Source organism: Achromobacter sp. (assembly GCF_050285585.1).
Taxonomy (GTDB): Bacteria; Pseudomonadota; Gammaproteobacteria; order Burkholderiales; family Burkholderiaceae_B; genus Achromobacter.
Genome location: NZ_JBLZXF010000008.1, coordinates 224,490 through 245,617 on the forward strand (window position 1 = coordinate 224,490; position 21,128 = coordinate 245,617).

The following is a 21,128-nucleotide window of genomic DNA, read 5'->3' on the forward strand; positions in this document are numbered from 1 at the left end:
CCGCCGCCGGTAATCCATGCCCGCCCTGTCCTCTGAAGCGCGCGCCATCGCGCTGCTTGCCCTGGCCGCCTTCGTCAGCGCCAGCGCTTTCCGCATCTGTGATCCCATGCTGCCGCAGCTCGCGGCGGAATTCGGCACCACCACCGGCCAGGCCGCGCGTGCCGTGACCGCGTTCGCCGTGGCCTATGGCGTACTGCAGATGTTCTTCGGTCCGCTGGGCGACCGCTACGGCAAGTACCGAGTCGTCAGCGTCGCGACCTTCGCCTGCGCGCTGGGCAGCGCGGGCGCCGTGGCGGCCGGCTCGCTGGATGTGCTGGTGTTCTGCCGGGTCCTGTCGGGGGCCGCGGGGGCGGGCATCGTGCCGCTGTCGATGGCCTGGATCGGCGACAACGTGCCCTACGAGCGCCGCCAGGCGACCCTGGCGCGCTTCCTGACCGGCACCATTCTGGGAATGTCGGCGGGCCAGCTCGCCGGCGGCCTGTTCGCCGACACGGTGGGCTGGCGCTGGGCCTTTGCCGCGCTGGTCTGCGGCTATCTGGCCGTCGGCGTTCTCCTGCTCATGGAGGTGCGCCGCCAGCGCGCCGCCGGCCTGGGACATGTCGACCCGGGGGCGACGAGGCAGGGCTTCGTGGCGCAGGCGCGGCTGGTGCTGGGCACGCCTTGGGCGCGCGTGGTGCTGGCGACCGTTTTCGTCGAGGGCCTGCTGGTTTTCGGCGCCCTGGCCTTCGCGCCGTCCTACCTGCATGAGCGTTTCGGCATCTCCCTGACCGCCGCCGGCGCGCTGGTGGCCGTCTATGCCGTGGGCGGCCTGGTCTACACCGTGGTCGCCGGCCCCATTCTCAAGCGCCTGGGAGAACGCGGCCTGGCCATCGCCGGCGGCCTGGTCCTGGGCGTGGCGTTCCTGTCGTACCTGCTGGGACCCGTCTGGATGTGGAGCATGCTGGCGAGCGTGCTGGCCGGTTTCGGCTACTACCTGCTGCATGCCACCTTGCAGACGAACGCCACGCAGATGGTGCCGTCGGCGCGCGGCACGGCGGTGGCCTGGTTCGCGTCCTGCCTGTTCATGGGCCAGGCGGCCGGCGTGGCCCTGGCCGGCGCCGTGGTCGACCAGGTGGGAGCCGCCGCGCTGTTCGGCGGGTCCGCCGCCATGCTGCCGCTCCTGGGCGCGTTCTTTGCCCGCGCGTTGAAATCGCGGGCCCGGGCGGGCGCCGCGTGACGCCAGGCGTCAGGCGCCTTTAGATCGCCGCCAGCCGCTTCAGCACGGCCTGCTTGCCCAGCAGGGCCAGGACAGCGTCGACGGCCGGGGTCTGGGTCTGGCCCGTGACAGCCACGCGCAGCGGTATCGCCAGCTGGGGCATCTTCATGCCACGGTCCGCGAGGACCGCCTTGATCAGCGCCGACAGGGCCTCGCGGGTCCAGTCGATGTCCTGGGCGCGCTGGGCAAAATCGGCCAGCGCTTCGCGCGCGGGGGCGGTCAGGTGCTGCGCCGCCAGTTCGGCGGGCGCGCCCTTGAATTCGGCGCAGAACAGCATGGCGCCGTCGGCCAGCTGTTCCAGCGTTTCGGCGCGGTCCTTCAAGAGGCCCATGACGCCCGGCAGGTCGATCTTTTCCGGGTGGCCGCCGCGGGTCGCCACGCGCGGAGCGACGCGCTCGGCCAGCTCGGCATTGTCCATCTGCTTGATGTAGTGGGCGTTGACCCAGTTCAGCTTCTTCGGATCCCATTGGGATGCCGACTTGGACAGGTGCTTGGTGTCGAACCACGACACGAGCTGCTCGCGGCTGAAGAGTTCGTCGTCGCCGTGGCTCCAGCCCAGGCGGGCCAGGTAATTGACCATCGCCTCGGGCAGGTAGCCCTCGTTGTCGTACTCCATCACGTTGACGGCGCCGTGGCGCTTGGACAGCTTTTCGCCGTCCGGGCCGAGGATCATCGGCACGTGGCCGTATTCGGGCAGCGTGGCGCCGAGCGCGCGCAGGATGTTGATCTGGCGGGGGGTGTTGTTGACGTGGTCGTCGCCGCGCAGGACGTGGGTGATGCCCATGTCCCAGTCGTCGACCACGACGCAGAAGTTGTAGGTGGGCGTGCCGTCGGGGCGCGCGATGATCAGGTCGTCCAGTTCGGTGTTGTCGAAGCTGATGGTGCCCTTGACCATGTCGTTCCAGGAGGTGGCGCCTTCCTGCGGGTTCTTGAAGCGGACGACGGGCTTGCGGCCTTCGGGGATGGCGGGCAGGGTCTTGCCGGGCTCGGGGCGCCAGGTGCCGTCATAGCGCGGCTTGTCGCCACGCGCGCGCGCGGCCTCGCGCATGGCTTCCACTTCCTCGGGCGAGCTGTAGCAGTGATAGGCGGTGCCGGCGGCGAGCATCTGCGCCACCACTTCGCGGTAGCGGTCCATGCGCTGCATCTGGTAGAAGGGGCCTTCGTCGGGCTGCATGCCCAGCCAGTCCATGCTGTCCAGGATCGCCTGAACCGCCTCGGGCGTGGAGCGCTCGACGTCCGTGTCTTCGATGCGCAGGACGAAGGTGCCCTTGTGGTGGCGCGCGAAGGCCCAGGAGAACAGCGCCGTGCGGGCGCCGCCCAGGTGCAGGAAACCCGTGGGCGAGGGCGCGAAACGGGTGCGGATAGGGGAGGAGGCGTTGGAGGTCATAGGTGGCAATGATAGCGGCTGGGGCGCCACGAAACGGCGCCAGGCTGGGCCCGGGTCAAGCGGACTGCGGGCTTGTCTTGTTACGATGAACCGTATTTTAGATTAGGCTGTGCGAGGCTTCTTTCCGTTGGCAGGCCCCAGCCCGCGATCCCTATGCTGCGACATGCTCTCGCCCCGATGTTCGAACCCAGTTCGCTGGTGATCGTTGCCGACCGGCCCCTGCCGGCGGCAGGTTCGCTGTCGCCCGCGCTCAAGGCGAAAACCACGATCGTCGCCTGCGAAACGGGCGCGGCGCCGGAGCTGCCCCAGAGCCTGCAAGGCCTGGCGGCGGGCGAACGGCCCGATCTGGCCCTGGTTTGCGTGTCTCCGGCGGTCCTGCCGGAGACGCTGCGCCGTCTGTCGCCCGTGGCGCCCCGCTCGGTGATCCTGCTGCCGCACGAGCTTCCCGATCCCTATCCGCGCGGCACGCTGGCGCTGTGCCGGGCCTGGGCGGAGGAAAACCGCTGCGAACTGCTGGGCCCGCGCTCCTTCGGCGCCCAGCGGCCCCATGCCGGCCTGAATTTCAGCCAGCATCCGGTGCTGGCGCGCGCCGGCCGCGTGGCGCTGCTGGCCCAGTCGCGCTCCATCATGGCCGCGGTCATGGACTGGGCCGAGGACGTGCACATCGGCTTTTCCACCGCCGTGTCGCTGGGCGACGAAGCGGTGGTGGGCCTGCCCAAGGTGCTGGACTTCCTGGCCAGCGACCCGCGCACGGACAGCATCGTGCTTTATCTCGAAGACGTGGGGCCCGCCCGCGAATTCATGAGCACCCTGCGCGCCGCGGCGTCCGTCAAGCCGGTGATCGTGCTCAAGGCGGGCCGGTCCGACACCGACAGCGGCGACGCGATCTTCGACGCCGCCCTGCGCCGCGCGGGCGCGGTGCGGGTGCGCTACTTCGTGCAGCTGTTCTCGGCGGTGAAGGTGCTGGGCTATACGCGGCGGCCCAAGGGCAGGCGCGTCGCGCTCATTTCCAACGGCAGCGGGCCGCCCCAGCTGGCCATGGACCTGATCGGCCCCGATGCGGCGGTGCTGCGCGCGGAACTCGCGCCCGCGACCCAGCGCGCGTTGGCCGCCATGCTGGAGCCGGACGCGGCCAGCTCCAATCCCGTCATTACCTTTACGCCCCTGACTCCGGAGCGTATCCGCGCCATCCTGGACGCGGTGCTGGACGACGCCGGCGTGGACGGCGTGCTGGTGCTGCTGGCGCCCGATGCGCTGGCGGACATGCCTGCCGTGGCGCGGGAACTGGCGCAGATCGCGCCCAAGGCGAAGAAGCCGGTGGTGACCTGTTTCATGGGCGACGCGGGCATGAGGCCCTTGCGGCGCATGCTGGACGATGCCGGCACCTCGGCGTTCCGCACGCCCGAATCGGCCGCCGACGCCTTCGGCGTGCTCGCGACCCATCACTACAACCAGCAATTGTTGCTGCAGACCCAGCCGCCCGAGCCCGCCACCCACGTGCCGGACCTGGCGGCCGCCCGCGAGGTGCTGGCGCGGGTGCGCGCCGATTGCCGGCGCGAACTCACCAGCTCCGAAATCCGGACCCTGCTGGCCCTGTTCTACGTGCCGCTGCGCGATATGCCCACGGACGTCGCGGCCGCCGAGCCGGAATCGCGTCCCATGGCGATCCGCGTCCGGCGCGATCCGCAGTTCGGCCCGGTCATCCGCTTCGGCGCCGGCGGGCCGGACGCCGTGCTGTCCCTGTCGGACCGCGGCGTGGACCTGCCGCCCCTGAACGGCTTCCTGGCCCGCCAGCTGATCGAGCGCAGCCGGCTCTGGCGCCGGGTGCTGGCCCCGCGCATCGGCCACATGGCCGCCGAAGCGTTGCAGCAGGCGCTGGTGCTGGTGTCGGAACTGGTCTCGGAACTGCCCGACATCGAATCCCTGGACATCGACCCGCTATACGCGGGTGAAATGCATTTGCGCGCCGGCGGCCTGCGGATGACGCTGACCGAAAAGCCAGGCTGCGAATCGCCCCAGGCTTCCGGCTATCCGCATATGGCGATCCATCCCTATCCGGCCCGGCTGGTGCAGGTGCGCCGTTTCGACGACGGCATCTCCTGGGTGCTGCGGCCCATCCGGCCCGAGGATGCCGAGCCATTGCAGGAATTCATCCGCGGTCTGTCGGAGCGTTCGCGCTACATGCGCTTCGTGTCCATGATGCGCGAACTGACGCCGCGCATGGTGTCGCGCTATACCCAGGTCGACTACCACCGCGAGCTCGCGCTGGTGGCGGCCACGCAGGTACCGAACCCGGCCAACCGCGGGCATCCGCGCGAGGTGCTGGTCGGGTTCGCGCACTACCTGCGCAACCCGGACGGCCGCGGCGCGGAGTACGCGCTGGTGATCGGGGACGACTGGCAGCGGCGCGGCCTGGGCCGCCAGCTGATGACGGCCCTGATCGACGCGGCGCGGGAGCAGGGCCTGGAATACATCGACGGCCTGGTCCTCTCGTCCAACCGTCCCATGCTGGCGCTGATGACCAGCCTGGGGTTCACCAACGACGCGGATCCCGAGGATCCGACGATGCGGCGGGTGTGGCTGAGCCTGGCCTGAGCCGCGCCGGTTCCGGGGCCGCTCAGGCCGCCTTTTCGGCCGGCCGGGCGGGCCTGAGCCGGGCCGCCGCTTCGTCCACGCTCAGCACGTCGCCGAAGAACATGATCCAGCCATGCAGGGCGTTTTCATGTTCGGCCGGCGTGACCGCCGCCAGCGCGTCATCGACCATGATGCTGCGGAAGTCCCGCATCATCGCGTCGCGCGCGGTGGATTCGCAGCAGACGTTGGTGACGGTGCCGGCGATCAGCAGCGTGTCCACGCCGCGCCCGCGCAGCAGCGGCTCCAGCTCCGACGAACCGGGCGCCATGGCGCTGTAGAAGCGCTTGACCACCCGCAGGTCGGAGTCATGCGGGCGCAGGTCCGGGTGCAGCGCGAAGCCGGGCGAGTCGCGGCGCAGCGTCTCCAGGCGTCTCGCGCTGCGCTCGGGCGTCAGCATCACCCGGTGATGGTGCGACCAGAACGAATCCGCGTTGTCGGAGGCGGTCTGTACCCAGACGATGGTGCCGCCGGCGGCCCGCACCGCGTCGCACAGGCGGTTGACCGGGCCGATGATCGCGCGTGCCGGCGCGCATTCGCCCTGGTAGCCGGGCAGCGTGAAGTACTGCTGCATGTCCACCACCACCACGGCCAGGCGCGCGGCGGGCAGTTCGTCGTAGGGGTGCAGGCAGCCCTGGCGGGCCACGACCCTGTCCTTCACCCATTGGGGGAATTCCATGGCGGTTCCTTATCCGTAGCGCCGCGCGACGGCGGCTTCGATGCGATACACGGCCAGGTACATCACGCTGGAGATCACTGCCAGCGCGGCGATGGCGGTCATGACGATGTTCAGCTTGAAGATCTGGCTGCCGTTCATGATGAGAAAGCCCAGGCCGGAATCCGCCGACTGGAATTCCCCCACGATCACGCCCACCAGCGCCAGGCCGATGTTCATCTTTACCGCCGCGATCAGCGTGGGCACGCTGCCCGGAAGCACGACCTTGGTCAGCACCTGCCAGCGGCTGGCGCCGAACGTGTGGGCCAGCTTCACCTTGTTCAGGTCGATGCCGCGAAAGCCCGCGTAGACCACCATGATGGTCACGAAGACCGCGATCGCCACGGCCATGCCGTACACCGCGTAGTCCGAACCCAGCCACAGGTAGAAGATCGGCACGAAGGCGATCTTGGGCATGGCGTTGGCCACCACCAGGAAGGGGTCCAGCACCTTGTACAGGAAGTCTGACCACCATAGCGCGGCGGCCACCACGATGCCGATCAGCATGCTGAGCGTGAAGCCCACCAGCGTCGCGGAAAGGGTGGTCATGATGTGCTTGCCCAGGCTGCCGTGGTTCCACAGTTCTATGTAAGTGGGCCACAGGGCGCTGGGATAGCTGGTCAGCAGCGGATTGAGGATGTGCATGCGCGGCAGAATCTCCCAGGCGCACAGGAAGACCGCCAGCAGCAGGACCTGGGCCACCCGGATGTGGCGGCGGCGCGCGCGGTCGCGGCGCAGGTAGTCCAGGTACTTTTCGCTGGGCGCGCGCACGGCGCGCAGGGGAACGGTGTTGGCGACGGGCGCGTTCATGTTCAGCCCTCCACGTGGACGTCGAGTTCGTCCCACAGCTGTTTGAAATAGGTGTTGAATTCCGGCCGCGACCGCGCCTGGAACGGCGTCGGCCGGGCCTGGCCGTCGCCGTAGTGGATGCGGTACTGGCTCTTCAGCCGGCCGGGCCGGCGCGACAGCACGATCACGCGGTCGGTCATGGCGATGGCCTCGCCGATGTCGTGCGTGACCAGCACCACGGTCTTGCCTTCGCGCCGCAGGATGTCCACGACCTCGTCGGAGATCGCCAGCCGCGTCTGGGAATCCAGCGCGGAAAAGGGCTCGTCCAGCAGGATCACGTCCGGCTCGGTCACCAGCGTGCGGGCCAGCGCGGCCCGCTGGCGCATGCCGCCCGACAGCTGGCGCGGCGTGTGCGACAGAAAGGCGCCCAGCCCGCATTTCTCCAGCAGGTGCACGGCGCGCGCCTCGCTGCGCGCATCGCGCCGCCCCTGGATCTCCGCGCCCAGCATCACGTTGTCCAGGATGCTGCGCCACTCGAACAGATAGTCCTGCTGGAGCATATAGCCGATGCGCGGATTGGGTTTGGTCACGGCCTGGCCGTCTATGGTCACCGAACCCGAGGTAGGCGGAATCAAGCCGGCGATCAGCGACAGCAGCGTGCTCTTGCCGCAGCCGCTCTGCCCGATCAGACTGACGAATTCGCCGGCGGCCAGCGTGAACGACACGTTCGACAACGCCTCGGTCTCGCCCTCTTGCGTGAAGTACGACAGACAGACGTCGCGCAGCTCGATTTTCGCCGTGGCCGCGTCCGGCTTGAGGTTGTGGATGACGGCGCCCATCATTGCGCCTTCCTGGCGAAATCCGCCACCACGACGTCCTCGTACTTGACGCGGGCGCCGTCCTTCATGACCGCGCTGGCGACGAGCATGTCCTGCAACTGCTGCATCGCTTCCGCAGTCACCAGCGGAGAGCGCTTCCAGATCTGGTATTTCTTGTAGCGTTCGATGGCCTCGGTGACGGCGGCCTGGTCCATGCCGGGGAAGTACGCCATGATCTGAGGCGTCAGGGTGGCCGCGGGCGTGTCCTGGACGTACTTCTCGGCGCGCGCCACCACGTTCGTCCAGGCCTGGATGACCTTGGGATTGTCGCGGATGTATTTGTCGGTGGCGGTAAAGACGGTGTAGTCCACCTGGCCCACTTCGTCGCCGATCGACGCCACGATATATCCCTTGCCGTTGCGCACGAGCTCGCCGGCCTCGGGCTCCAGGAAGATGCCGTACTCGCCCTGGCCCGCCATCCAGGCGCCGGCGCGCGCCGGAATGCCGATGTTGTTCAGCAGCTTCACGTCCTTCTGGGGATCCACGCCGTGCTTGCGCAACGCCGTTTCCAGGAATACGAGCGGATTGGATCCGGGGCGAAAGCCGATGATCTCCTTGCCCTTGAGCATGGACCAGTCGAACTTCTCCACCGGCTTGCGCGCCAGCAGGAAGAAGCCGTCGGTAGCGGTCAGCCCGGCGAAGATCTTGGGTTTGACCGGGGATTCGCTGTTCTGCACGTAGATGGAGGCCTCGGGGCCGATCAGCACGATATCGGCGCTGCCCGAAAGCAGGGCGGTCATGCCCTTGTCGGTGCCCTGGGACGTTTTCATCGACACGTCCAGGCCCGCTTCCTTGAAGTAGCCCTGCGAAAGGGCCACGTACTTGGGCACGTAGAGGATGGAGCGCACCACCTCTTCGTAGCGGACCTTCACCGGGGGATTCAGGGCTTCGGCCTGCGCGGCCAGGGGGGCGAATAGCGCGAGTAGCGCGGCGCCCGCCAATCGGAGCGATGGCAAGGTCTTCACGGGACTTTCTCCTGCGTCTGGATGTCACGCCGATACCCGGCGCAACACACGGCCAATGGGATGGGTCGACTACAACAACAGGGAAGCCCGAACACCTTCTGCCCGGGCCGGTGAGGCTTGAATCGAATACTATATTCAATACAAACCCCCGACAAGGCCTTTTGCGTTTGCCGTGTTTCTCTATATGCGAGCGAAGGCCGGCCCAGGAAAATTCAGGGCTTGAATAGCACTTGGTATACAGAAATGGGTTTACCCATTGCGGAGGAAGCGATGGGTTCCGCGCGCCGGGCCAGGGGTCGCGCGGATCGATGCCTGTGCGCCGCGCCCTTCCTGCGGGCGGGGCGCGCGGCCTGCGGGCGGCCGCGTCAGGCGGCCAGCACCTTGTTCAGGAACGCCGAGATATCCCGCACTTCCTCGGCGCAGACCGAGTGCGGCATCGGGTAGGTGTGCCAGCTGACGCCGTAGCCCAGGCGCTGCAGCTCGGCCAGCGAGGCCTGGGCCCGAGCCAGCGGCACCACCGGGTCGTATTGGCCATGAGCCAGGAAAATCGGCGTGTCCTGATTGGCCGGGTGGCGTTCGCTCTCGGCCGTGTCCATGAGGGGCAGGTAGCCCGACAGGCCCATCATGCCTGCCAGTTTCTCGGGCAGGCGGATGCCCGTGTGCAGGGTCATGGCGCAGCCCTGCGAGAATCCGGCCAGCACGATCTTCGACGTCGGGATGCCGCGGGCGTTCTCGCGCGCGATCAGCTTGCGGATCGCGGCTTCCGAGGCGCGGATGCCGCGGCCGTCCTCGACGCGCACCAGGTCCATCACCAGGATGTCGTACCAGGAGCGCATTGCCATGCCGTTGTTGATCGTTACGCGCTGCACCGGCGCGTTGGGGAACACGAAGCGCACGGACGCGCCGGCGGGCAGGTCCAGTTCCGGCACGATGGGCGCGAAGTCGTTGCCGTCGGCCCCCAGGCCGTGCAGCCAGATCACGGCGTGGGTGGGGTTGGAGGCGGTTTCGATCTCGATGCAATCGAGCAGGTCGGTCGGAGCGTTCATGGACGGAAGGACGTGAAAATCAGGGGGTGAGGGCCTTCAAGGCCTGGAACAGCGCGCGGTAGTGCTTCTTCTGGGGTTCCTGGCCCTGCAGCAGCGAGGCGTTGGCCAGCCGCTCCTTGCGGGCGGCGCGGATCAGGGCGCGCAACTGCTGGGCATCCGCCTGCGGATTGTTGTTGAGCAGCCGGGTGAGGGCGTCGTCGTCGTCCAGGAGGCGGTCGCGCAGCGTCTCCAGCCGGTGCATGGCTGCGGTTTCCTCGCGCGAGCCGTTTTCCCAGACGTCCAGCTGCGCGCGGATTTCATCCGCGGGCGCGTCCCGCATCAGTTTGCCCACGAAGTGAACCTGGCGGCGCTTGCCCTCGCGCCCGGTGGTGCGCTGCGCCACGCGGATCGCCTCGTAGAGGCGCTCTTCCAGGGGCAGTTGCTTGAGACGTTCGGGGGACAGTTCGATCAGCTGCTTGCCCAGGTCCAGCAGGGCGTGCATTTCGCGCTTGATCTGGGACTTGCTGGGGCGGTCGTAGCCGTTCTCGTCGTAGCCGTCGTCGACGGATTCTTCTTCGGTATGGGAATTCATGGAAAACTGCGCGTTGACAGACTTGGCTATGATAACCGTCTCTGCAAATTGGACAGCAATGGTTAAATCCTCCTCATCTTTGCCGCTGGCGGCGAATCACGCGCGTTTTTCCGAACTCGTCGAACAAACCCTCGCCTACGCGCGCCAGATCGGCGCCTCCGACGCCGCTGCGGAAGTTTCGGAAAGCCTGGGCCTGTCGGTCTCCGTCCGCAAGAACGACATCGAAACCGTCGAACAGACCCGCGACCGTTCGCTGGACCTGACGGTCTACGCCGGCCAGAGCCGCGGTTCCGCCTCCACGTCCGACTTCTCCGAAGCGGCGCTGCGCCAGACGGTGGAAGCCGCCTGGCATATCGCCCGCCACACCGCCGCCGACCCGGCCGCCGGCTTGCCGGACGCCGATCAGCTGGCAACCGAATTCCCCGACCTGGACCTGCACCACGCCTGGAGCGTGTCCACCGAAGAGGCGGCCGAGCTGGCGCTGCGCGCCGAGCGCGCCGCCCGCGAGGTCGACCCCCGCATCACCAACACCGACGGCGCCACCGTGGGCACCTACGAAGGCCAGTTCGTGATGGGCAACACGCGGGGCTTCCTGGGCGGCTATCCGTACTCCCGCCACAGCCTGTCGGTGGCGCCCATCGCCGGCCGCGGCAATGGCATGCAGCGCGACTACTGGTACACCTCCGAGCGCGACCCGGCCAGGCTGGCCTCGCCCGAGGCCATCGGCCGCTATGCCGCGGAGCGCACGCTGTCGCGCCTGTCGGCGCGCCGCATTCGCACGGGCAAGTTCCCGGTCCTGTTCGAGGCGCCCCTGGCGCTGGGCCTGGTCGGCGCCCTGACGCAGGCCGCCAACGGCGGCGCGCTGTACCGCAAGGCCAGCTTCCTGGTCGACGCGCTGGGCAAGCCGATCTTCCCCGAACACATCAACCTGACCGAGGATCCGCACATTCCCGGCGCCATGGGCAGCTCGCCCTTCGACGACGAGGGCGTGCGCACGCGCCGCCGCAATGTGGTTTCGGCCGGCGTCCTGGAAGGCTACTTCCTGTCGTCCTACACGGCCCGCAAGCTGGGCATGGCGACCACGGGCAACGCCGGCGGGTCGCACAACCTGGTGTTCAGCTCCACGCTGACCCGTCGCGGCGACGACTTCGAAGCCATGCTCAAGAAGCTGGGCACGGGTTTCCTGGTCACCGAACTCATCGGCCAGGGCGTCAACTACGTGACGGGCGATTACTCGCGCGGCGCGTTCGGCTACTGGGTCGAAAACGGCAAGATCCAGCACGCGGTGCAGGAAGTCACCATCGCGGGCAACCTGGCAGATATGTTCAAGCAGATCGTCGCGGTCGGCGCGGACACCATTTCGCGCGGAACCAAGACCACCGGTTCGATCCTCATCGAAGAAATGGCGATCGCCGGGATCTGATCCCGTCTGCGGCGGTGGCGCGGCCGCCGCCGCGCATCCCTTGCCCCATCCGGTCTTTGCAATCCCTTACCGGATCGGGGCTTCCGCTCCGGCCCCATCTCGGCGTGTAATATCCGGCGGGTATCGCTTGATGTCCCAGGTGTCGCTGTAAAGGAGCAAAGAGATGCAACGACGTTCATTCTTGAAGCGCGCCGGGCTGGGCGCCGTCGCAACCGGAGCCGCCGTAAGTACGCCCGCGTTCGCCCAGGACATGCCGTCCGTGAGTTGGCGCCTGTCGTCCGGATTTCCCAGCGCGCTGGACTTGCGCATCGGCACCGGCGAAAGCTTCTGCAAGTTTGTCTCGGAAGCCACGGGCGGGAAATTCAATATCCGCCACTTTCCCGAAGGCGAGATCGTGTCCGCCGCGGACCTGATGGAAGCGGTATCCACCAAGAAAGTGGAGTGCGGCCATGTTTCCTCCCGCGCCTACTACGCCAAGAATCCCATATTCTGCTTCGACGCCGCCGTGCCCTTCGGGCTGAACGCGCGGCAGATGAACGCCTGGATGAGCGAAGGGGGTGGCCTGCGCCTGACGCGCGAGCTCTTCAAGCCCGAGAAGATCATCAACTTCCCGCTGGGCAATACCGGCGCCCAGATGGGCGGCTGGTACAACAAGGAAATCAAGCGCCCGGGGGATCTCAAGGACCTGAAAATGCGCGTGGGCGGCCTGGCCGGCGAGGTGCTGGCGCGCCTGGGCGTGGTTCCGCAACAGGCGGACATGGCCAAGCTCGCCGAGGCCTTCGAGAAGGAAGGGCTGCAGGCGGTGGCCGGGGCGGGCGCCTACGACGACGACAAGCTAGGCCTGAATAAAGTAGCTAAGTATTACTACGCACCCGGATGGTGGGCGGGCGGCGAGCAGCTCTCGCTTTATATCAACGACGAAGCCTGGAACGCCTTGCCCAAGAACTACCAGGCGGTGGTGGACGCCGCCGCCCAGGCCGCGCATGCCGCCTCGACCGCCCGCTACGATGCCCGCAATCCGGGCACCCTCGCGCAACTGGCCGCCAATGGCGCGCAAATCCGGGCATTTCCGCGGTCCGTCATGGACGTGGCGTTCGAGGCCACGCAGCAGGTCTACCAGGACTTGGGCGCCAAAGACCCCAAGTTCAAGGCGATGCATGATAGTTACATGGGATTTCGCGACAGCGAAATGCCCTGGTTCCGCCTCACCGAAAGCGCTTACGGCCAGTACCTCGGCGTCGCGCTATCGGGCAGAATATAGGGCGCTCGCCGAGGCTGAATGGCATTCGGCGAACGTTAGGGTTTTTGCTAGTAACCCCGCATTTTTTACAAAAAAATGGGCGGTTTGTAGGCTTTTGTTGAACGGCATTCGAGTATCGGCCTGATACAAAGGAGTAATATCCCGGGTCTTGACGCGCAAACATGACGCCTTTAGGCGGCATCCGACGTCAATCCGGCAGGATTACATCAGCCCGGATTACCAATATTCCGAGACAGACTTTAAGGTGGTACCAACCATGCAATCCAAGACCAAGAAGCTGCTGGCCGCGCTGATCGCCGCCGGTGTCGTCCCGGCTGCCCACGCGGCTGACATCAAAGTGGGCGTGGCGGAAGCCCTGTCCGGCGGCGCCGCCCAATACGGCGTGTCGATCCGCAACGGTTTCCAGCTCGCCGCTGATGAAATCAACGCCGCGGGCGGCATCAACGGCAACAAGATCGTCCTCGTGATCGAAGACGAGCAAGGCAAGAAAGAAGAAGCGATCAACGTCTTCAAGAAGCTGATCTTCAAGGACAACGTCCTGATGGTCTTCGGCCCCACGCTGTCGAACTCGGCCCAGGCCGCCGACCCGATCGCCCAGGCCGCCAAGACGGTCGCCTTCGGCACCTCCAACACCGCCGACGGCATCACCTCCATCGGCAACTACGTGTTCCGCAACTCGGTCACCGAAGCCGACGTGCTGCCCGCCACCATCTCCACCGTCAAGGCCAAGACCGGCCTGAAGAACGTGGCGGTGCTCTACGGCAACGACGACGTCTTCACCAAGAGCGGCTACGACAACTTCAAGAAGGCCCTGGAAGACCAGAAGATCCCGGTCACCACGACCGAAACGTTCGCCAAGGGCGACGTGGACTTCAAGGCCCAGCTCACCAAGATCAAGGGCACCAACCCCGACGCCATCGTGCTGTCCGCACTGCTGGCCGAAGGCGCCCCGATCATGGTCCAGGCCCGCCAGCTCGGCCTGAACGTGCCCGTCATCGGCGGCAACGGCATGAACTCCGTCAAGATTTTCGACCTGGCCCCGGGCAGCGCATCGAACAATCTGTGGATCGGCAGCCCGTGGTCCATCGAGAACAAGGCCCCCGAGAACGTCAAGTTCATCGACGCCTACAAGGCCAAGTTCAACGGCGCGCCCGACCAGTTCGCGGCCCAGTCGTACGACGCCATGTACATCGCGGCCCAGGCCCTGAAGAACGTCAAGCTCTCCGGCGAACTGGCCAAGGACCGCGCGGCCCTGCGCGATGCGCTGCCCGCCGTGACCTGGACGGGCGCCACCGGCGCGTTCAAGTTCCGCCAGGCCACCGACCGCGCCGGCAAGCCCGCCGGCTACGACGCCGACCAGGCGCCGATCGTCAGCGTGACCAAGGACGGCAAGTACGTCATCGAGAAGTAAGCAGGCACGCATCCCGCGCGGGGGCGCCTTGCGGACGAGCCCAATGCCGTCCGCAAGGCGTTTTTGCCGCAGGGCCGCCCCACAGTAAAAAGCCCCCCTCAGGGGACGGCAAACGGGCGAAGCCTGAGTGGCGCGGGGGCGTTTTTTTGATTTCAGGGCCTTCCCAAGACGAAAAAGCCCCTCCGAGGGGCACGGCGGAAGTTCCACGCCAGGGGAGCGGCGTGGAGGCCCTGTACCTGGTTGTCACCAGTAGGTCCCAGGATGCAAGTCCGCCCCTTCAGTAGGGGGCAATCGGCCCACGCATAGGACGCCGCGTGGAAGCTTTTTTTTCGGAACGTCCCATCATGTTGGAACAACAATTCGTCAACGCCTTGTCGCTGGGCTGTGTGTATGCACTGTTCGCGCTGGGCTTCACGCTGGTCTTCGGCGTGCTCGGGGTGATCAACCTGGCGCATGGCGCCGTTTTCATGGTTGGTGCCTACGCGGCCCTGACCGTGGTGCAGCAGTTCAGCCTGCCCCTGTGGGCCGCGCTGATGGTCGCCTTCTTCGTCGCCGGCTTCACCGGGGTCATCATCGACTACCTCGTGCTCAAGCCGCTGCGCAAGCGCAATGCGCCCCACCTGATCCCCATGATCGCCACCATCGGGGTGGGCATCATCCTGAACAACGGCGCCCAGGGCATCTTCGGCGCCAGCAACCTGCGCTTCCCGCACGGCACCGTGCCGGAGGAGGTGATCGAGATCGCCGGCCTGCACCTGACCGTCATCGAACTGGGCATCATCTTCCTGTCGTTCGCGCTCATGGCCGTGCTGATGTTCGTCATGCGCCGCACCCAGTTCGGCCGCGCGCTGCGCGCCATCGCCGAATCGCCCAAGGCCGCCTGGCTGCTGGGCATCAACGTCGAGCGCCTGTTCGTCACCACCTCGTTCGCCGCCGCCGCGCTGGGCGGGGTGGCCGGCGTGCTGATCGGTCTGTACTCGAACGCGCTTTTCCCGCTGATGGGCCAGCCGATGCTGCACAAGGGCATCGCGGTCATCATCCTGGGCGGCATGGGCGACATTCGCGGCGCCATGCTGGGCGGTCTCTTCCTGGGCTTCGCCGAAGTGCTGTCGGTGGCGTACATCGGCTCCACCATGCGCGACGCCGTGGCATTCGGCCTGCTGTTCCTGATCCTGCTGGTGCGCCCGCAAGGTCTGTTCGGCAAAGTGGTTCAACGCAAGGCTTGAGTATGAGCGGATTCGAAAATTTCTGGGCCATCTATGGCAACCTGGTGCTCACGCTGGGCACCAACGCACTGTTGGCCCTTTCCATCTGGCTGACGCTGGCCTGCGGCATGCTGGCCATGGCCAACGCGGCCTTCATGGGCATCGGGGCGTACACCGCCGCGCTGCTCACCATGAACTACGATGCGCCGTTCACGGTCGCGCTGGCGGGCGGCATGGCTGCGCCCGCGCTGGTGGCGGCCCTGATCGGCCTTCCCACCCTGCGGCTGTCCGGGGTCTACCTCGCCATGGCCACCCTGGGCTTCGGCGAAGTGGTGCGCGTGACGGTGCTGAACACCGAGTCGATCACCGGCGGCGCGCTGGGGCTCAACGGCATTCCGCAGCTGACTCAGTGGTGGCACGTGGTCCTGGCGGTGGTCATCGTTCTGTTCGTGCTGTGGCGCGTCCGCGCTTCCAAGGTCGGCCGCGCCTTCGACGCCATCCGCGGCGACGAGACCGCGGCGGGCCTGATGGGCATCGACGTGCGGGCCAACAAGATGCTGGCCTTCGTGGCGGGCGCCATGATCGCCGGCCTGGCCGGCGCGCTCAACGCCCACCTGACCTTCTTCATCGGCCCCAACGAATACGGCTTCGACCGTGGCGTGGAAATCCTGACCATGGCGATCCTGGGCGGCATCGGGGGCCTGACCGGCCCCGTGCTGGGCAGCTTCATCATTACGGTGCTGCCTGAACTGCTGCGCGGCTTCGCGGATTTCCGCCTTGTCCTCAACGGAGTGATCCTGGTGGTGATTGTGTTGTTCCTGCCGCAAGGCATCTGGGATCCGGCGCGCTTCAAGCGCTGGATGCGTCAAGGAGGCAAGCGCCATGCTTGAGCTCTCCTCCGTCTCCAAGAGTTTCGGCGGCCTGCACGTGCTGCATGATGTCAGCCTGTCCGTGCCCGAGGGCGCCATCTTCGGCCTGATCGGGCCCAACGGCGCCGGCAAGACCACGGTGTTCAATCTGATCACCGGCCTGCTGCCGCCCAGCGGCGGCTCGATCACCTTCAAGGGCGAGAGCGTGCTGCGCAAGAAGCCGCACAGCATCACCCGCATGGGGATCGCGCGCACATTCCAGAACATCCGTCTCTTCAAGGAGATGACGCTGCTGGAAAACGTGGTCGTCGGCGCGTACCGCCACATGAACTACGGCTTCCCCAGCCTGCTTCTTGGCCTGCCGGCGTTCCGCGAGCACGAGAAGCGCGCCCGCGAGCGCGCCCACGAGCTGCTGACCTGGATGCGCCTGGACCACAAGGCCAACGACCTGGCGGACAACCTGTCTTACGGCGAACAGCGCCGCCTGGAGCTGGCGCGCGCGCTGGCCACCGAGCCCAAGCTGCTGCTGCTGGACGAACCCGTGGCCGGCATGAACACCGGCGAACGCGCGGAGCTCATGCGCGAGATCCTGGCCATCCGCGATCGCGGCTACACCATCCTCATGATCGAGCACGACATGCGCTTCGTCATGGGCCTGTGCGAACGCATCGCGGTGCTGAACTTCGGCAAGATCATCGCTTGCGGCGGTCCTGAAGAGATCCGCAACAACGAGCAGGTCATCGAGGCCTACCTGGGCCGCGAAGACGACGAAGACACCGAACAAGCGGAGGGCGCGAAATGAGCGCAATGCTGGAAGTCCGCGGGCTCGAGGTCAATTACGGCCACATCGAGGCCGTCCGCGGCATAGACCTGGACCTGAACGCCAAGGAAATCACCGCGCTGGTCGGCGCCAACGGCGCCGGCAAATCGACCACGCTGCTCGCGCTGTCGGGGCTCCTGCCCAAGGCGCGCGGCCGCATCCAGTTCGAAGGCGAGGACATCACCCACCTGGCGCCCCACCAACTGGTGGCGCGGGGCATCGTGCAGGTGCCGGAAGGCCGGGCCATCCTCACCACCATGACGGTGCTGGAGAACCTGGAACTGGGCGCATACCGCCGCGGGCTGAAGAACGTCGGCAACGACCTGGAATACGTGTTCAACCTGTTTCCGCGCCTGAAGGAGCGGATCACGGGCATCGCCGGCAACCTGTCCGGCGGCGAACAGCAGATGCTGGCCATCGGCCGAGCCTTGATGGCCAAGCCGCGCCTGCTCTTGCTGGACGAGCCGTCGATGGGCCTGGCTCCCATCGTGGTGCAGGAGATCTTCCGGTCGCTGCGCGCCATCAACGCCGACGGCCTGACCCTGTTCCTGGTGGAGCAGAACGTGCGCCAGGCGCTCAAGATCGCCCAGCAGGGCTACGTGCTGGAAAACGGCGCCATGGCGCTGACGGGCACGGGCCGCGAACTGCTGGGTCACCCCCGCGTATTGGAAGCCTACCTGGGCGCCTGACCCAGGGCAGGGATGGATGCGTCCCTTGTTCCAGGCGTCGGCCGGCGCATCCCATATGCCGCCGGCCGGTTTCCCGCGTTTCCACCTGGTTGCCCATTTTTTGAGCAGCTATGTTAGAATTGCAGGCTTTCCCTCATTTTGGCCATTGCACGGGCGGGTAATAACGCTTAGGCGAGGCGCCGAGATCCTCCATGAACTTGGGCACTGTTTCAGGGGCTGGTGTGGTTTGGGGGAAGAACCTGGCTGGATGGTCCGGCCAGAATTTTTACTAGGAACCATCATGAAGACCTTTGTGGCCAAGCCGCATGAAGTCCAACGTGACTGGTTTGTGATCGACGCCAAGGGCAAAGTCCTCGGTCGTGTGGCCAGCGAAGTCGCACGTCGTCTGCGTGGCAAGCACAAACCTGAATTCACGCCTCACGTTGATACCGGTGACTACATCGTCATCATCAACGCGTCCGATATCGTTGTTACCGGTGCCAAGGCGAAGGACAAGAAGTACTTCCGCCACACGACGTACCCGGGCGGTATCCGTGAAACGAACTTCGAGAAAATGCAAGAGCGTTTTCCCGGCCGTGCCATTCAGAAGGCCGTCAAGGGCATGCTGCCCAAGGGTCCTCTGGGCTACGCCATGATCAAGAAGCTGAAGGTCTATGCCGGTGCCGAGCACCCGCACACCGCCCAGCAGCCCAAGACGCTGGATATCTAAGGAAACGCCATGATCGGTAACTGGAATTACGGAACCGGCCGTCGCAAAACCTCGGTGGCTCGCGTTTTCATCAAGAAGGGCACGGGTAAGATCGTCGTCAACGGCAAGCCCGTCGACGAGTTCTTCGCCCGCGAAACCGGCCGCATGATCGTGCGCCAGCCGCTGGAACTGACCGGCCACCTGGAATCGTTCGACATCAAGGTCAACGTGCATGGCGGCGGCGAAACCGGCCAGGCCGGCGCGGTCCGTCACGGCATCACGCGTGCCCTGATCGACTACGACGCGACCCTGAAGTCCGCGCTGTCGCAAGCTGGCTTCGTGACCCGCGATGCCCGTGAAGTCGAACGTAAGAAGGTCGGCTTCCGCAAGGCACGTCGTCGCAAGCAGTTCAGCAAGCGTTAATGCCCTGCAAAAAGCCCGCTTCGGCGGGCTTTTTTTATCGCTGGAATTCCGCCGCTGGAGCCTCGCCGCGGAACTCCGCGGATCGCCTCCGGTCGGAACTAGGGTTGCGGTGCCATTCCGGGCGCTCCGCCGCAATATCCGCTGTCCCGGGCGATACAATCTATCCTCGTTCTCAGAAGAGCACACACCATGGCCCAAGCATCGAATACCCGCATCAAGGTCGGCATCGTCGGCGGCACCGGCTATACCGGCGTCGAGTTGCTGCGCTTGCTGTCGCAGCACCCCAACGTGGAACTGACCGCCATCACGTCCCGCAAGGAAGACGGATTGCCTGTCGCCGACATGTATCCGAACCTGCGCGGCCGCGTGAAGCTTGCTTTCTCCGCGCCGGAAAAGGCCACGCTGACCGATTGCGACGTGGTGTTTTTCGCGACGCCCCACGGGGTGGCCATGGCGCAGGCCCAGGAATTGATCGCCGCCGGCACCCGGGTCATCGACCTGGCCGCGGACTTCCGCCTGCAGGACATCCCCACCTTCGAACGCTGGTACAAGATTCCCCATACCTGCCCGGACATCCTGGCCGAGTCCCAGTATGGCCTGGTGGAGCTGAACCGCGAGGCCATCTCCAAGGCCCGCGTGATCGGCAACCCCGGCTGCTATCCCACCACCGTCCTGCTCGGCCTGGCGCCGCTGCTGGAAGGCGGCAAGAAACTGGTGGATGCGCAAACCCTGATCGCCGACTGCAAGTCCGGCGTGTCGGGCGCAGGCCGCAAGGCTGAAGTGGGCTCGCTGTTCTCGGAAGCCTCCGACAACTTCAAGGCCTATGGCGTGGCAGGCCATCGCCATCATCCCGAAATCGTCGCCCAGCTCGAGAAGATCGCCGGCGGCAAGGTCGGCCTGACCTTCGTGCCCCACCTGGTGCCGATGATCCGCGGCATGTTCTCGACGATCTACGCGCGCATCCTGCCCGAAGCCCGCGATACGGATTTCCAGGCGCTGTTCGAGCAACGCTACGCGGACGAGCCCTTCGTGGATGTGATGCCCGCCGGCAGCCTGCCCGAAACGCGCTCGGTGCGCGCCTCGAACAACCTGCGCATCGCGCTCAGCCGCCCCGGCAACGGCGACCAGCTGATCGTGATGGTGGTCCAGGACAATCTGGTCAAGGGCGCGGCCGGCCAGGCCGTCCAGAATATGAACCTGATGTTCGGCATCCCTGAATCCACCGGCCTGGACCAGGTCGCCATCCTGCCCTGATGTACCCAGGCTTGCGGCCCTGCGGCCGCGAGCCAATGCTCTTTATGCCAGCCGACCCCATCGCAACGCCCCAGCCTCGCCCAGCCGGCGGGCTGGCGCGCGTGTTCGCGGGTTTGCTCGCCGGCGTGTTGCTCGGCGGTTCCGCGGGCTATTTCTATGCCCGCCAGATTTACCGCCCGCAGGACGCCATCGTCGTCAGCGCCCGGCAGGCCGAGGCCCAGGAAGAGGCCATGCGCCAGCAGGCCACGCAGCTGCGCTACACGCAGGGGCAGTTGGACACCGCCGACGGCGAACTGGTCATAGAGCGCTCGGCCCGCCAGGAACTCGAAACCCAGCTGCGGGCGGCCCAGGTGGAGGTCGGCCGCGTGCGGGACCAGCTGGCATTCTATGAACAGCTGCTGCCGCCCGGGCCCGAGGGCTCCGTAGACATCCGCAGCGTGCAGGTCGACCGCAGCGGAGGCGGGCTCCGCTACAAGGTCCTGCTAATGCGCAGCGGCCGCAACGGAGGCGCCCAGTTCGCCGGAACCCTGCGGTTCCAGGCCACGGGGACCCTGAAAGGCGAAACGGTGACGGTGGAACTGGCCCCCATGCAGGTCAAGGCCGAGTCCGGTCCGGTGGCCGTCACCGGCGAGAGCACGGCCGCCGCGTCCCTGGCCCTGCAATTCGACCAGTATCAGCGCAGCCAGGGCGTGCTGGCGGTGCCCGAGGGATTTGTCCCCGAAAGCGTGACCGTCAGCGTGCTCGAAGGCGAAACCGTCCGCGCTTCGCGCAGTGTCAAGCTGGAGCTTTGAGTCTGCGCAAGCCCTGCGCTATAGTGACACCATGCGAGCGGCGAGGCCGCTCATCGA

Annotated in this window: 20 protein-coding genes; 13 read left to right on the forward strand and 7 right to left on the reverse strand. The window is 66.5% G+C overall.

The window, feature by feature from the left end; translation table 11 throughout:
* Positions 1–16 precede the first annotated feature (16 nt).
* A complete protein-coding gene (locus ACN6PJ_RS14115) occupies positions 17–1,216 on the forward strand; it encodes an MFS transporter (RefSeq protein WP_427996489.1) in 1,200 nt (399 codons plus the stop codon).
* A 19-nt stretch (positions 1,217–1,235) separates the two neighbouring features.
* Here the strand turns inward: ACN6PJ_RS14115 and gltX are convergent, their stop codons facing one another.
* Entirely contained in the window at positions 1,236–2,642 is a 1,407-nt protein-coding gene (gene gltX / locus ACN6PJ_RS14120; RefSeq protein ID WP_427996490.1) for a glutamate--tRNA ligase, read from the reverse strand.
* A gap of 153 nt (positions 2,643–2,795) precedes the next feature.
* Here gltX and ACN6PJ_RS14125 point away from each other — a divergent pair, with 153 nt between their 5' ends.
* Complete coding sequence (locus ACN6PJ_RS14125; RefSeq protein ID WP_427996491.1) at positions 2,796–5,237, forward strand: GNAT family N-acetyltransferase; 2,442 nt, start codon at positions 2,796–2,798, stop codon at positions 5,235–5,237.
* 22 nt (positions 5,238–5,259) lie between these two features.
* Here the strand turns inward: ACN6PJ_RS14125 and ACN6PJ_RS14130 are convergent, their stop codons facing one another.
* From ACN6PJ_RS14130 to yjgA, 6 genes are all read right to left on the reverse strand, one after another.
* Positions 5,260–5,952 carry an isochorismatase family protein gene (locus ACN6PJ_RS14130; RefSeq protein WP_427996492.1) on the reverse strand — a complete coding sequence of 231 codons (693 nt, stop codon included), beginning with the start codon at positions 5,950–5,952 and terminating at the stop codon, positions 5,260–5,262.
* A 9-nt stretch (positions 5,953–5,961) separates the two neighbouring features.
* Positions 5,962–6,798, reverse strand: coding sequence for an ABC transporter permease (locus ACN6PJ_RS14135; RefSeq protein ID WP_427996493.1), 837 nt, complete (start codon positions 6,796–6,798; stop codon positions 5,962–5,964).
* A gap of 2 nt (positions 6,799–6,800) precedes the next feature.
* Positions 6,801–7,616 carry an ABC transporter ATP-binding protein gene (locus ACN6PJ_RS14140; RefSeq protein ID WP_427996512.1) on the reverse strand — a complete coding sequence of 272 codons (816 nt, stop codon included), beginning with the start codon at positions 7,614–7,616 and terminating at the stop codon, positions 6,801–6,803.
* Positions 7,616–8,620, reverse strand: a complete 1,005-nt coding sequence (locus ACN6PJ_RS14145; protein WP_427996494.1) for an ABC transporter substrate-binding protein — start codon at positions 8,618–8,620, stop codon at positions 7,616–7,618. Before ACN6PJ_RS14145 ends, ACN6PJ_RS14140 begins: the two co-directional genes overlap by 1 nt.
* A gap of 365 nt (positions 8,621–8,985) precedes the next feature.
* Complete coding sequence (locus ACN6PJ_RS14150; RefSeq protein WP_427996495.1) at positions 8,986–9,666, reverse strand: alpha/beta hydrolase; 681 nt, start codon at positions 9,664–9,666, stop codon at positions 8,986–8,988.
* A 19-nt stretch (positions 9,667–9,685) separates the two neighbouring features.
* Positions 9,686–10,237 carry a ribosome biogenesis factor YjgA gene (yjgA, locus tag ACN6PJ_RS14155; protein WP_427996496.1) on the reverse strand — a complete coding sequence of 184 codons (552 nt, stop codon included), beginning with the start codon at positions 10,235–10,237 and terminating at the stop codon, positions 9,686–9,688.
* Between the two features lie 58 nt (positions 10,238–10,295).
* Between yjgA and pmbA the strand changes: the two genes are divergently transcribed.
* From pmbA to ACN6PJ_RS14210, 11 genes are all read left to right on the forward strand, one after another.
* Positions 10,296–11,660 (forward strand): metalloprotease PmbA, encoded by a 1,365-nt coding sequence (gene pmbA / locus ACN6PJ_RS14160; RefSeq protein ID WP_427996497.1) that lies wholly within the window; start codon positions 10,296–10,298, stop codon positions 11,658–11,660.
* Positions 11,661–11,823: 163 nt separating this feature from the next.
* The gene (locus ACN6PJ_RS14165; protein WP_427996498.1) at positions 11,824–12,921 is read left to right on the forward strand and encodes a TRAP transporter substrate-binding protein; all 1,098 of its coding nucleotides are present in this window, start codon (positions 11,824–11,826) and stop codon (positions 12,919–12,921) included.
* A 256-nt stretch (positions 12,922–13,177) separates the two neighbouring features.
* The gene (locus tag ACN6PJ_RS14170) at positions 13,178–14,332 is read left to right on the forward strand and encodes an ABC transporter substrate-binding protein (protein ID WP_427996499.1); all 1,155 of its coding nucleotides are present in this window, start codon (positions 13,178–13,180) and stop codon (positions 14,330–14,332) included.
* 344 nt (positions 14,333–14,676) lie between these two features.
* Positions 14,677–15,558 (forward strand): branched-chain amino acid ABC transporter permease, encoded by an 882-nt coding sequence (locus ACN6PJ_RS14175; RefSeq protein ID WP_043544812.1) that lies wholly within the window; start codon positions 14,677–14,679, stop codon positions 15,556–15,558.
* Between the two features lie 2 nt (positions 15,559–15,560).
* The gene (locus tag ACN6PJ_RS14180) at positions 15,561–16,427 is read left to right on the forward strand and encodes a branched-chain amino acid ABC transporter permease (RefSeq protein ID WP_427996500.1); all 867 of its coding nucleotides are present in this window, start codon (positions 15,561–15,563) and stop codon (positions 16,425–16,427) included.
* Positions 16,420–17,208: an ABC transporter ATP-binding protein gene (locus ACN6PJ_RS14185; protein WP_427996501.1), complete on the forward strand. Its 789-nt coding sequence runs from the start codon at positions 16,420–16,422 to the stop codon at positions 17,206–17,208. The genes ACN6PJ_RS14180 and ACN6PJ_RS14185 overlap by 8 nt, the downstream gene beginning before the upstream one ends.
* Positions 17,205–17,915 (forward strand): ABC transporter ATP-binding protein, encoded by a 711-nt coding sequence (locus tag ACN6PJ_RS14190; RefSeq protein WP_427996502.1) that lies wholly within the window; start codon positions 17,205–17,207, stop codon positions 17,913–17,915. Before ACN6PJ_RS14185 ends, ACN6PJ_RS14190 begins: the two co-directional genes overlap by 4 nt.
* Positions 17,916–18,195: 280 nt before the next feature.
* The gene (gene rplM, locus ACN6PJ_RS14195; protein ID WP_008163100.1) at positions 18,196–18,624 is read left to right on the forward strand and encodes a 50S ribosomal protein L13; all 429 of its coding nucleotides are present in this window, start codon (positions 18,196–18,198) and stop codon (positions 18,622–18,624) included.
* 9 nt (positions 18,625–18,633) lie between these two features.
* On the forward strand, positions 18,634–19,026 hold the full coding sequence (gene rpsI / locus ACN6PJ_RS14200; protein ID WP_042796334.1) for a 30S ribosomal protein S9: 393 nt from the start codon (positions 18,634–18,636) through the stop codon (positions 19,024–19,026).
* Positions 19,027–19,215: 189 nt separating this feature from the next.
* A complete protein-coding gene (gene argC, locus ACN6PJ_RS14205) occupies positions 19,216–20,280 on the forward strand; it encodes an N-acetyl-gamma-glutamyl-phosphate reductase (protein ID WP_129529694.1) in 1,065 nt (354 codons plus the stop codon).
* A 44-nt stretch (positions 20,281–20,324) separates the two neighbouring features.
* A complete protein-coding gene (locus ACN6PJ_RS14210; protein ID WP_427996503.1) occupies positions 20,325–21,071 on the forward strand; it encodes a DUF6776 family protein in 747 nt (248 codons plus the stop codon).
* Positions 21,072–21,128: the final 57 nt, after the last annotated feature.